This is a genomic window from Paenibacillus sp. FSL H7-0690, assembly GCF_037980415.1.
GTDB lineage: Bacteria > Bacillota > Bacilli > Paenibacillales > Paenibacillaceae > Paenibacillus_AQ > Paenibacillus_AQ odorifer.
Window position 1 is genome coordinate 5,547,501 of the sequence record NZ_CP150281.1, and the last position, 12,723, is coordinate 5,560,223.

At 49.4% G+C, this 12,723-nt stretch carries 9 protein-coding genes and 1 other annotated feature; all 9 genes read right to left on the reverse strand.

The window, feature by feature from the left end:
• Nucleotides 1-46: 46 nt before the first annotated feature.
• Nucleotides 47-330, reverse strand: a binding site (T-box leader).
• Nucleotides 331-524: 194 nt separating this feature from the next.
• On the reverse strand, nucleotides 525-1,892 hold the full coding sequence (locus MHI32_RS24490) for a LysM peptidoglycan-binding domain-containing protein (protein WP_340011122.1): 1,368 nt from the start codon (nucleotides 1,890-1,892) through the stop codon (nucleotides 525-527).
• 331 nt (nucleotides 1,893-2,223) lie between these two features.
• Nucleotides 2,224-3,159 carry an RluA family pseudouridine synthase gene (locus tag MHI32_RS24495; RefSeq protein WP_254857109.1) on the reverse strand — a complete coding sequence of 312 codons (936 nt, stop codon included), beginning with the start codon at nucleotides 3,157-3,159 and terminating at the stop codon, nucleotides 2,224-2,226.
• On the reverse strand, nucleotides 3,156-4,442 hold the full coding sequence (hemL, locus tag MHI32_RS24500) for a glutamate-1-semialdehyde 2,1-aminomutase (protein ID WP_340012761.1): 1,287 nt from the start codon (nucleotides 4,440-4,442) through the stop codon (nucleotides 3,156-3,158). The genes MHI32_RS24495 and hemL overlap by 4 nt, the downstream gene beginning before the upstream one ends.
• 97 nt (nucleotides 4,443-4,539) lie before the next feature.
• Complete coding sequence (gene hemB / locus MHI32_RS24505) at nucleotides 4,540-5,538, reverse strand: porphobilinogen synthase (protein ID WP_076129402.1); 999 nt, start codon at nucleotides 5,536-5,538, stop codon at nucleotides 4,540-4,542.
• An 849-nt stretch (nucleotides 5,539-6,387) separates the two neighbouring features.
• Complete coding sequence (gene cobA / locus MHI32_RS24510; protein ID WP_340011125.1) at nucleotides 6,388-7,935, reverse strand: uroporphyrinogen-III C-methyltransferase; 1,548 nt, start codon at nucleotides 7,933-7,935, stop codon at nucleotides 6,388-6,390.
• Between the two features lie 5 nt (nucleotides 7,936-7,940).
• A complete protein-coding gene (gene hemC / locus MHI32_RS24515; protein ID WP_340011127.1) occupies nucleotides 7,941-8,894 on the reverse strand; it encodes a hydroxymethylbilane synthase in 954 nt (317 codons plus the stop codon).
• A gap of 804 nt (nucleotides 8,895-9,698) precedes the next feature.
• A complete protein-coding gene (locus MHI32_RS24520) occupies nucleotides 9,699-10,346 on the reverse strand; it encodes an NAD(P)-dependent oxidoreductase (protein ID WP_340011129.1) in 648 nt (215 codons plus the stop codon).
• A 5-nt stretch (nucleotides 10,347-10,351) separates the two neighbouring features.
• Nucleotides 10,352-11,179 carry a cytochrome c biogenesis protein CcsA gene (gene ccsA, locus MHI32_RS24525; RefSeq protein ID WP_036685126.1) on the reverse strand — a complete coding sequence of 276 codons (828 nt, stop codon included), beginning with the start codon at nucleotides 11,177-11,179 and terminating at the stop codon, nucleotides 10,352-10,354.
• Nucleotides 11,180-11,184: 5 nt separating this feature from the next.
• The gene (gene hemA / locus MHI32_RS24530; RefSeq protein WP_076186087.1) at nucleotides 11,185-12,582 is read right to left on the reverse strand and encodes a glutamyl-tRNA reductase; all 1,398 of its coding nucleotides are present in this window, start codon (nucleotides 12,580-12,582) and stop codon (nucleotides 11,185-11,187) included.
• Between the last annotated feature and the right edge of the window lie 141 nt (nucleotides 12,583-12,723).

Consider the following 12,723-nt stretch of genomic DNA (forward strand, 5'->3'; position numbering starts at 1 on the left):
GTATAGAGCGCACAGGTCTCTGAAAAAAACAAAAAGACCCCTCGTCTCAAAGGACGAAAGGTCATTCTTTCGCGGTACCACCTTTGTTTCGCGCCAATGAAAAATAAAACTACACTTCTTACCCTACGGATTCAGAAGCTTAGCGCGACACTCGTACAGATAACGGCTGCTACCGGCCACAACCTAACTTATCCTTCACAAATATGAAGATAAGCTCAGAAGGGCGACTCCGGGGCGACTTCGGGGGCTGTTTCCTACGGAATGTCACAGCACTTGCAATTCCGCTCTCTGAAGGGCTGACCGCCTACTCTTCCCGTTCCCAGTCTTTACTTAGATATTGCTTACTCCATAATACATTTTGAGCCCCCCCTAGTCAACCTGGATACGCCTTTGCAGCGGGACTTTAGGCTGAATTTCGACTTATTTCTTCTGAAGCATCCCTTCCAACAATGAAACAGCAAAAATCCCGATCCTAATACCTGATCGGGATTCACCTATTCATGTGTGTACGCATCACGATTCGATTACGGGATGTACAACACTTGGCCTTCCTCTACACTCTGCCCGGATAAGCGATTATACATTACCAGCTCCCGCGCACTTAGCTGATACTTCTCTGCTATGGTATCCAGTGTTTCTTCACGCTGCACAATACACAGCCGAACTTTGCGGAACATGTTAGCTCCATCCGCGCTGGCAATGAATCTGCTCTTCCATTCCGTATTATTGCCAACCTCTGGAACGTCCACTGCTGCAGATGTGTTTCCTTCCGACTGCAGAGCTTCCTGCTCTTTACGGACACGACTGGAGCTTAGTAAAGAGGAGAAGGTGAGATGTTCTTTTTCCGGAATTTCTGCTTCTTTTTTACTGCCCAAGGCGATCTTAAGATCTTGTTTCTCCTCATGAGAAGCCACACTCTCTTGTGAAACAAAAACTTCGTTCGCATTCTCATTAATCGGCGCAGTATTCTCTTCTTGCTTAGGGAGCGCATTATTAGCCTCATTTTCAGAAGCGAATACAGGGATATCCTGAATTGCATCTGCACTAACGGCTAGGACAGCAGTCTCTCTAGGAATAAAATATTCCTCTGCCGACTGTTGGTTCTCTTCGCTCACATTGCTTGCTTGATTCAGCTGAGACACCTCAACCTCTTTGTTCTGGGCCTCGGCTTTAAACCAGTAATCGGATAAACCCGCTTTAGCATCGTCAACTTGGGACTCCAGACTATGTGTCCGTGCTTTAGCTCCCTTGTCCTTCTCCTGACCGGATGAGAAATTGACTACAGGGGACGTATGAGCGGCTCCACTTGAGACTAATGATTCTTCTGTTTCCTGTTCATTCGCTTCGGCATGCTCATGTTCTTCTACAGCAACCTGTGAGGCATCCTCACCGAAGGTCCACTGAGAATTTTCATAAAGTGCATCATTTTCCTGTTCTTGTAGCTCCGCAGTAGCTTCTACCCTGTCATCATTCACAGGAGAATAGGCGACTGTATACTCCTCTTGCTGCCAGGCTGGTTGAGGTTGAGGGTCCGCACCACCGATCCCCCGCAGCGATAATACGCCTGTTATATTCACAGTGCGCATCGTGAGCAGATCGATATCAAAATTCTCAATCTCTACCCCAATATCTTCAATCGAGCTGACGCGTGTAAGCGGAACAGTGATTTCCACGGGAATGGCATGCTCCAGACGTTGTGTTCGGTCATCTTCACTCCGGTAAAGCCCGGTAAGCAACAGCTGACCATATAACTCGGCACGATCCTCCCGCTGAATCACCTGAATTTCCGGAAGTAGTTCAACCTCCTCCAGCTCAGCTATTCCCGGAAGCTCTTCCGAAAGGTGAATGCGTTCGTAAATATCAAACCGCAAGCCGTGGGACTGATCAAACACGGGATATGTCCTCCTTCTTGGCATAATCTAACCCTGAGACAGGCCCAGAGCATAAGCCCAAAATGTTACTCCCCACATGTATATGCTTCAAACAGAGAGGCATGACAACTTTGGTAGTACTAACCGGACAGGATGCTAATAAATTTCATGAATTTAAGAGCTCACCAAACCTTCAGCCTGCTGATAGATGCACTACTTCGTAAGAACAAAGTATTATATGCTGCTTTTATTAATAAGACATGGATAGATGTTTTTTTTCTGAAAAAATAGAAAAAGAACAGCAGAACCAGCTTTTGCTGATTCTACTGTTCCTTAGCCACTTACGTATCTGTCAGGGTGCTTCAGACAGCAGCTCTCGCAGCTGCAGCATATCCTCCGGCCACGGATCGCTAACTTCCAGCTGTTCTCCGCTCCAAGGATGGCGGAAGGACAATGCCTCGCCATGCAGGGCATGGCGGCCGGCAGCGCTGGAAGCCCAGATCGGACCGCCATATAGTTCATCCCCATACAAGGGATGACCCATATGGCTGAGATGAACGCGAATCTGATGCGTCCGTCCAGTCTCCAGCTGCACATGCACTAGGCTTCCGCCATGCAGTGCCTCGCGCTCGATGATTCGCGTCACGGCAGATTGTCCGCCGGGCGAGACCCGTCTGCGCGCAGCGTGATGCCGGTCGCGCCCAATCGGGGCATCGATCACCTTAAGCGCGGGCGGCACGATGCCTTCAACGATCGCGGCGTAGTGCCGCGAGATGCTTTTTTCACGCATATTCTCGTCCAGGACTAACTGTGCGAACTCATTTTTCGCATACATCACCGGACCCGTTGTATCTTTGTCCAAGCGGTGAATATGGCGCACAGCCACATTTTCGCCGGAAGTGATATAATGCGCAGCTACGAGGTGATCCAGAGTTACACCTGTTCCACTGCCATCGGGATGTACCGCCAGCCCAGCTGGTTTATGAGCTACCAGGCAAAAATCATCCTCATACAGCACCTCAAGCTCTTCCCATATCGGTTCAAGCCCCGCTTCACGATCGGGAAAAAGCGCCAGCCGAAGCCGGTCGCCTTTCCACTGAATGCCTCCCTCGCGGCGTAACCGCAGATGAAGTTTCTCGGGCATGCCTACAGTTTCTAACAGCCACTTGTCAATCGTTGCCTGCGTATCCTCGGCTCCAGTAATGATTTTGCCGGGTGTTACCTCCAGCCACTCTCCACGCCGGGTCCAAGCGCCACCACCGGTTCTTTCTCCGGCTCCGATGCTCAAAGGGCCTTCAGGGCATTATAATGGCCCTCAATGGTATCATCAATATCTTGCTCACTATGTGCAGCCGATATGAACATCCCCTCAAACTGTGAAGGTGGCACACTGATGCCTTGGTTTACCATATGACCAAAATAACGACGGAAAAGATCCGTGTCACTGGACTTAGCCGTTTCAAAATTGATTACAGGTCCTTCAGTAAAGAATGGGCAAACCATTGATCCTACCCGGTTGATAGTGAGCGGAATGCCAGTCTCAATTGAATTCTTTTTCAAACCCGCTTCCAGACGTGCACCCAATTGTTCCAGACGATCATATACTTCCGGGGTCAACAGCTTGAGCGTAGTATATCCGGCTGCCATCGCCAATGGATTACCACTAAGTGTGCCCGCCTGATAAATCGGTCCAGTAGGAGCGATTTGCTCCATGATCTCTCTTTTGCCGCCATAAGCACCCACTGGAAGTCCGCCGCCGATAACTTTGCCAAAACAAGTAATATCCGGAGTAATCCCGAACAAGCCTTGAGCACAGCCACGATTAACACGGAAGCCTGTCATAACCTCATCAAAAATAAGCAGCGAACCATTGTCAGAAGTTAATTTACGAAGCCCTTCCAGGAAGCCTGGAAGCGGTGGAACAACGCCCATGTTGCCGGCAATCGGCTCTACGATCACTGCGGCAATCTCATTGCCAAAACGTTCGAAAGCAATCTGAGTGGACTCCAAATCATTGTAAGGAACCGTAATGGTATTCATTGCAACGCCTTCTGGGACACCCGGGCTATCCGGCAAGCCCAATGTAGCTACACCAGAGCCAGCCTTAATAAGCAGACTATCCGCGTGACCGTGGTAGGAGCCTTCGAACTTCAAGATTTTGCTGCGCCCAGTGTAACCACGTGCCAAACGAATCGCGCTCATCGTAGCTTCCGTTCCAGAGTTAACCATGCGTACGATATCTACAGATGCCACTCGTTCAACAACGGTTTTTGCCATTTCCGTTTCGAGTAGCGTTGGAGCGCCAAAGCTTGTCCCTTTTACCGCCGTCTCCTGCAATGCCTTCACAACCTCGGAATGCGCATGACCCATAATCAGCGGACCCCATGAGAGCACATAGTCGATAAAGCTGTTGCCGTCGATATCAAAAATACGCGAACCTATCCCATGATCCACATAAATCGGAGTCAGACCTACGGATTTAAACGCCCGTACAGGGCTGTTCACCCCGCCGGGAATATATTGTTTTGCTTCATCAAAAGCCTTCCGGGACGCTTCCTCTTTACGCGCCATTGGCACATTACTCATGTATCTTCACTCCTATTCTCTTCTTGGTTACACAAGCTTGTACAAACATATATTAGCTGCCGCGATGTCGGTGTGATGAAGATTAGCCGCGCAGCCAGCGGGCTGCATCTTTTGCAAAATAAGTAATAATAATGTCCGCACCAGCACGTTTCATGCCCGTCAGCATTTCCAGCACAACGGCTTGCTCGTCGATCCAGCCTTGCAATGCCGCTGCTTTTACCATGGAATATTCTCCACTCACATTGTAAGCCACCAAAGGAAGATCAAACTGATCACGAATCGTACGAATCACATCTAGGTAAGCCAGAGCTGGCTTCACCATTAACATATCCGCGCCTTCCAGCACATCAGATTCTGCTTCACGGAGTGCTTCACGCAGATTGGCAGGGTCCATTTGATATGTTTTGCGATTCCCGAACTGTGGTGCTGAATCCGCTGCTTCGCGGAAAGGGCCATAAAATGCCGAAGCATATTTGACCGAATACGACATAATCGGCACATGCTCAAAGCCGTTCTCATCAAGTCCCGCACGAATTGCGTGAACAAATCCATCCATCATGTTGGAAGGGGCGATAATATCTGCTCCAGCTTTTGCTTGGGATACCGCCGTACGAGTCAAAAGCTCCAGCGAGGCATCGTTGATAACATCGCCATGGACCACACCATTCACCGTATGCGTATGCACCATTCCACAATGTCCGTGATCCGTAAATTCACAAAGGCAGGTATCTGCAACGACCAACAGCTCTGGGTACCACTGCTTGATCAAGCGAGTAGCCTCTTGCACAATTCCATCCTCTGCAAAACCGGAAGAACCGATAGCATCCTTCGTCTCAGGAATCCCGAACAATAATACAGCCGGGATGCCTAGTGCGGCAATCTCGTCCACTTCTGCTTTTAACGTATCCAGCGAAAAATGATACACGCCCGGCATCGAGCTAATCTCATTCTTCACACCTGTTCCATATGTCACAAAAATAGGCTGTACCATATCCAGCACATTCAGTATCGTCTCCCGCACCATGCCACGAATTCCAGCAGAACCGCGCAAACGGCGGTGACGTGTAATTGGAAAGCTCATTTGTTCATCCTCCTGAAAAATAAAATATAAAACCAAATTATGTGTCTGGCAGCAAACTACAACTAGCCGCAGCCAAGTCTAAATTAGCTACAACCAAACCGCCGACCACTGGCTAACTACGTATAGTTGTAGTTTGTGCAACTATCTCGATGTTTTGTCCTAATTGTAAGCTTTAGTTGCATTCTCTACAGTTATTTATTACAAAAGTGCGAAGATTCCTCATTTAGCGGATATTTAATTGCACATACTACAACTAAACTCGGCTTTAGCTGATATATAGGAAATTTAATTGTATAAAGTACAACTAAACCTAAACCTCAAGCAGATCTGCTCACATTAACCTACTGCATATTCTCTACATACCAGTTAGTTTACAACCAAATATTATCCTCCGGACTCCATAAGTCACTACGTTCGGAGTTCAATTTATATGTTACTTGAAGGTAGCGATGTGGCACTTTTGAGCGTAGATATAACGGCGAGTAAACCAACAAATGTTAGTTAGTAAAAGTAACCGCGAACTCATTAATAACTACCAACTCACATGTAACCACGAACTATTTAGTAACTACGAACAAACTCTAAACTCACATGTAACCACGAACTATTTAATAACCACGAACTCACATGTAACTACGAACTATTTAGTAACCACGAACAAAACTCTAGCCTGTAATGTAACTAATTATAAGCTGAGCGCTATATTTCTAAGCAGGCACTGCCTTTCTCCGTAGAACAGCTACTACTCTCCCCGCGGAGTAATCAGCTTTTACCTTCCCACCAGAAAGCAAGCTACGTAAGTTAAGCTCACCAGTAAACTATTGCTTCGTTCTATCCTCGATCCGAGCGCTACTGCAGCTGAGTCTCCGCATTCCAGCGGCAGAGCTCCTGCACCAAACTATCTATGGTTGCCTCTTCAGGCAAGAGTCCCGGTGTCAGTCCCGCGTCTACCGCAGTCTGCTCCGTTAACGGGCCGATGCAGGCGATTTTCACATTTGCAAGCAGCGGGAGCGGATCTTCAAGCCCCATCCGTTTCAGGATGTGTATGAAATTACGCACGGTTGACGAGCTGGTGAAGGTTACCGCGTGAACGCGACCTTCCTCTAGCAGCTTCAGCAGCTCGTCGTCATCCTCACCCGTGACAACCGTTTCATAAGTATCCACGTCTGTCACCTGAAGGCCAAGCTCTCTCAGCTTGTCCGGCAGCCAGTCCCGCGCCAGATCGCCGCGCGGCAATAGCACGTTCTGCCCCGGCAGCAGCTGGGGACCGAACGTCTCAATCAGACCTTCCGCCTGAAACTTTGCCGGAAGTTCTTCAGCAATCACCCCGCGCTGCGCCAGCGCGGCGGCTGTGCCTGGCCCCACCGCTGCAATACGCGCGCGGTGTAGCCCGCGAATGTCCGCCCCCAGCTCCGCCAAGTGGCGCCAAAAAAAATCCACGCCGTTCGGGCTAGTGAAGAATACCCAGTCGTACGATTCCAGCGCGCCAAACGCCGCAGCAATCTTCGCCTTCTTCTCTGCCCCTTCCGGCATGATCGTCTCGATCACCGGGAACTCGTAGGGTTCCCCGCCGAGTTCTTCAATTCTATCCACCAGCTCGCTTGCTTGGCTGCGAGCCCGTGTCACCACGATGCGTTTGCCGAATAACGGCATCGCCTCGACCCACTTCAGCTGCTCACGCTGCAGCACCACGTCGCCGACGACGATGACTGCCGGCGGCTGAAAATCCGCCGCCTTCACCTTCGCCTCAATATCGGCGAGGGTTCCCGTCAGCGTCTCCTGATCCGCGCGGGTGCCCCAGCGCACAAGTGCCACTGGTGTTTCTGGCGGCCGCCCGTGCTTGATCAGCTGAGCGCTGATGTAACCTATTTTAGCTACGCCCATTAGAAACACTAACGTTCCCGTGGCGTTCGTTACTTTATCCCAATGAATGGAATGATCCAGTTTATCCGGACTCTCATGCCCGGTGATAATCGACAGGGAAGAGGCATGATCGCGGTGCGTAACAGGTATACCCGCATAGGCAGGTACACTGATCGCTGACGTGATGCCCGGTACGATTTCGTAATAGATCCCATTTTTGCGCAGCAGCTCCGCTTCTTCACCCACCCGGCCAAAAATCGTAGGGTCCCCACCCTTAAGCCGCACCACTGTTTTCCCCTGTAAAGCCAAATCAACTAACAATTGATTAATCTCTTCCTGCTTCATCGTGTGGCGATCCGGCAGCTTACCTACATAAATCTTCTCCCCGCCGGGTTTCATGCATTTCAGCAATCTAGGACTTGCCAAGCGATCATACACCAGCACGTCGCTTTTTTGGATACACTCGAGGCCTTTCACAGTAATCAGCTTTGCGTCCCCGGGACCTGCACCTACCAAATAAACCTTCCCCGTCAATCCACTCATCCCCTAACGTCTGACAGTATCTTCTCCGCTCCTCTTGCAATCAGCTTTTTAGCGACTTCTTCGCCGAGCTGTACCGGGTCAATCCCCGTGCAAGTTTCTTTCAAAATCGTTGAACCGTCCGGTGTTCCCACCATCCCCGTTAACGAGATTACTTTGTGCTCAGCGGTAGCAGCTTTGGCGGCTGTGTCAAGCACCGCATGAGCACCAATCGGCACTTGGCAGCCGCCATTCAGCACGCCAAGGAACGTGCGCTCCGCCGCTACCGTTAATGCCGTATCGGCGTCGTTGTATAATGCCAGCAGCTTCCGCAGGTCAGCGTCATCTACGCGGCATTCGATGCCGAGTGCGCCCTGCCCTACAGCGGGCAGGCAAACCTCCGGCGGCAGGTAGGCGCTCACGCGATCCTGCCAGCCCATGCGCGACAGCCCCGCCGCTGCCAGCAGGATTGCGTCGTATTCGCCGCTCTCCAGCTTGCGCAGCCGCGAGTCAATGTTGCCGCGCACGGGCTCAATGACCAGATCAGGCCGCAGCGCAGCGAGCTGGCTGGATCGGCGTAGGCTGCTTGTGCCTACGCGTGCACCCTGAGGCAGCTCGTCTAGCGAGACGCCTCCGTTAGAGATCAAAACATCACGCGGATCGACACGCTTCGGCACAGCACCATTGATCAACCCATCCGGTAGCTCGGATGGCATATCCTTCATGCTGTGCACCGCCATGTCGATTTCTTTTTCCAGCATCGCTTGCTCGATTTCTTTCACGAACAACCCTTTGCCGCCTACCTTGGATAAAGTAACGTCAAGAATGCGGTCACCTTTGGTGACGATCTTTTTCACTTCAAAAGTAAATCCAAAACCATGCTCCTCGCTAAGTCGCTCCAGATCAGCAATCACATGTCCCGTTTGCGTCAACGCAAGCGCGCTCTGTCTACTCCCCACTATAACCTTACGCATTTGTCCATTCCTCCTGGTAACGTTCGCCTCTTACTCTTCACCGCAGAACCTTGCACTAGAAATCCAAACCCAAACTAACCAATTAACTACTCTCACTCTAAAAAAGGCATTATTGCCTTTGAATTCGCTACTTCGGATGATCCCCACCAAATTTGAGGCATTATTGCCTTTTATTTAGCTCCTTCGGCGATTGTTGCTCATTTATAGGGCATTTTTGCCTCTCTTTTTGCTAAATTGGCTGTTGTTGCTCAATTTAAAGGCATTTTTGCCTTTCTTTTAGCTCCTTCGACGACTGTTGCTTATTTAGAGGGCATTTGTGCCTCTCTTTTTGCTAAATTGGCTGTTGTTGCTCAATTTAAAGGCATTTTTGCCTTTCTTTTAGCTCCTTCGACGACTGTTGCTTATTTTAAGGGCATTGTTACCGTACATTCCACCATCCAAGCTACTTAAGCTCAATTCAACAGTATTTATACCGTACATTCCGCCATCCAAGCTACTTAAGCTCAATTCAACAGTATTTATACCGTACATTCCACCATCTCAGCTACTTAAGCTCAATTCAACAGTATTTATACCGTACATTCCACGATCTCAGCTACTTAAGCTCCATTCAACGGGATTTATACCGTACATTCCACCCTCTAAGCTACTTCAACCCAATTCAACGGGATTTATACCGTACATTCCACCATCTAAGCTACTACGAGCCAAATCAGCCATATATCAAGTTACTCAAAACCGCTCATCCACTTCATATCTTAATCTAACCCAATTTTCTAATCTTTACAGTGTCCACGCGCACTTTTACTCCACCCGTTGCTCAGCAATCCAAGCGTCCATATCCTCCGGACTCCACGCTATGAAGGTACCCATACTCATCTCGTTCAACACATCCAGCGTGCCAAGCTTCCGCAAAAGCCTTCCACGAACTTCAGCAGAAGGTTCATTTTCCTTAATCCGGGTACGCATAGCATGCACAAAATCCAAATATGGTTCATATGCCGCATCCAGCGCTTTTTCAAGCACATTTTTGATCTTCGTTGCCGCAAGCGGGCCAGCACCCGAAGTAGATACAGCTACTGTCAAACGTCCCCTCCGAACCACTCCGGGCGTGATAAAGTTTCCCGCTTCCGCATGGCTGGCCACATTCACATGAATTCCAAGCTGCCTTGACTCCCGCGCAACCTCTTCATTAACCGCCCTATCGTTAGTGGCTGCATATACGAGAAAGGCCCCACGGAGATCTCCGGGAGCATAAGTACGGTCCATCCAGATCAGAAGACCTTTTTCAGCTAGAGAATCAAGCGGATCTGTCAAAGAAGGACTAATCACCTTAACCGCCGCTCCAGCTTCCAACAGCCCGCTCACCTTACGTTCAGCCACGACACCACCGCCAATAACCACACAGTGCTGCCCTTCACAATCCAGCATTATGGGTAAATAACGCGTCATGCCCTTCACTCCCCGCTCCAACCGTGAAAATCAGACCAAGAATTCAACAGAAAGTTCAAGATAATAAAAGCATATCCTAAAATCGCCCAGCGAGCCATACTTACTCCACTTTTCCGCCCGGACTTCTTAAAGATAATATAAAATATGTAAATCCCAAGACCGATAAGAGTCGTTAATACTTTTAAATCCTTCAATAAAAGCGTCCGTCCCTCAGATACTATAGATAAACCCGCCACCACCAGCGATATTCCCAGCAAAGGAGTGCCCACCAAAATAGCGGTGTAAGAGTATTTATCTGTAGTCTCCAGGTTCGGCAAACGACGGATCCGGTCGCTCCATTTCTTGCTTTTGAGTCTGGTGTGCAGGAACAAGTACAATATTGCAAAAACCGTTCCTAACGTCAGTGCTGCAAAACTCATATTTGCCAAAATCACATGCATCGTCAGCCAGCCATACACCGCACTCCAAGTCTCAAGCGTATGCCCACCCGCCGTCAGCCACACCCGATTAAGCAAAAAAACACTAAACCCAGCCATACTGAGCAGCAAAATCGTAAACTCGCCACCACGTGTAAAAGCCACCGCAAGCGAAGTCAGCACAATACTAAACGCAAACCAAAACAAGAAATCATAAGGTGTAAAAATAGGCAGGCCTTTCTCCTGAGAGAAACGAATTCCAAGTCCTGCAACTTGCAAAAGACCCACAACAACAAGAAGCCCCGTGCCTAACCGCTTCCCACCCGGACTCCTTTTAAGGCAATCCGAGAAAACAAACAGCAGGCTCAGGGCATAGACCAGCAGAGCGGCGTCATATATTCCGTTCAGCAGTTGCATATTATTCACCCACCCAGCAAGCCTGCCGGAGCAAGCGCCGTTTTAGGCACAGAGAAATCAGCGCTGCCAGCCGTACGTTCTCCAGAACTAGACTGCTTCACCGAGGCAATGTCTCCATCATCTGAATCGGATTTGAGCTGTTCCTGCAACGCAAAGATTTTGGAAAAATAATCAAGAGCTTCATTCCCCTGCTTACCGCCGGACAGCTCTTTAATTACATTGATCGGATCATGCATCATCTGGTTCACGATACTTTTAGTCAGGCGGCGGATTACTTTCCGCTGATGCTCGTCCAGCTCGGGCAGCTTGTTGAACAGACTCTCCATCGTTTCTTCATGAATCGTATTCGATTTATCCTGAAGCGCCCGGATCACCGGTCTTACCCCAAGCGTCTTGAGCCACAGCTGGAACTCATCCATTTCCTCGCTGATCATCACTTCAATCTTCGCAGCTTCACTTCGGCGCATTTCCAGATTGTTCTCCACAATGCCCTCCAGATCGTCAATATCATACAAAAAAACATCCGGCACATTTGCCGCCGCAGGATCAATATCACGTGGTACAGCAATATCAATCATAAAAAGCGGCCGCGAAGGGCGGCGTTTCATAGCATGCGCTACCTTATCAGCCGTAAGCACATACCCGTCTGCTCCTGTCGAGCTGATCACGATATCTACTTCATTTAGAGTTGTTAACGCATCTTCAATCGTGCTCGGCTTACCCGAGAACTTCTCCGCCAATTCAATCGCACGCGACAGCGTACGGTTAGCGACAATCACTTCTGCCGCACCACTACTGTATAGATGCTTCACGGTAAGCTCGCTCATTTTGCCGGCGCCGAGAATCAGCACTTTTTTCCCAGTGAACATGCCAAAAATCCGCTTGCCCAGCTCCACAGCCGCATAACTGACCGATACTGCGCTCTCGCCGATTGACGTTTCACTATGTGCTCTTTTGCCCAGCGTCACCGCTTGCTTGAACAACCGATTGAACCAAGTTCCAGTTACACCCTCAGCCTGAGCTGTGAGAAAAGAACTCCGCACCTGTCCCAGGATCTGCGTCTCCCCAATCACCATGGAATCCAGGCCGCAAGTCACGCGGAACAAATGCGCAATCGCCTGTTCGTCTTCATAAATATACATATGCTGAGCAAATTGCTCGCTTTTCACACCAAACCATTGCTCCATAAAGCCGCGGATGAAATAACCAGCCATATGAAGGCGGTCCATCACCACATAAATTTCCGTACGGTTGCAGGTAGCTACTAAGACCCCTTCTAGCACACCCTTCGTCTTCATCAGTTGATGGAGCGCTGCCGGAAGATCACTTTCCGCAAAAGCAAACTGTTCCCGAACCTCCACGGGAGCCGTACGATAATTCAGGCCAACGACGACGATGTGCATCGATAGTTCACCATCCTAGTCTCTATAAGTTGCTGAAATCCAATTATATAAATTAATATCTTACATACCGTTCACTTTCACAACATCTCAAAACACTGTGTTAAGTATATCACACGAAAATAAGACTTTTTACAGATTTTT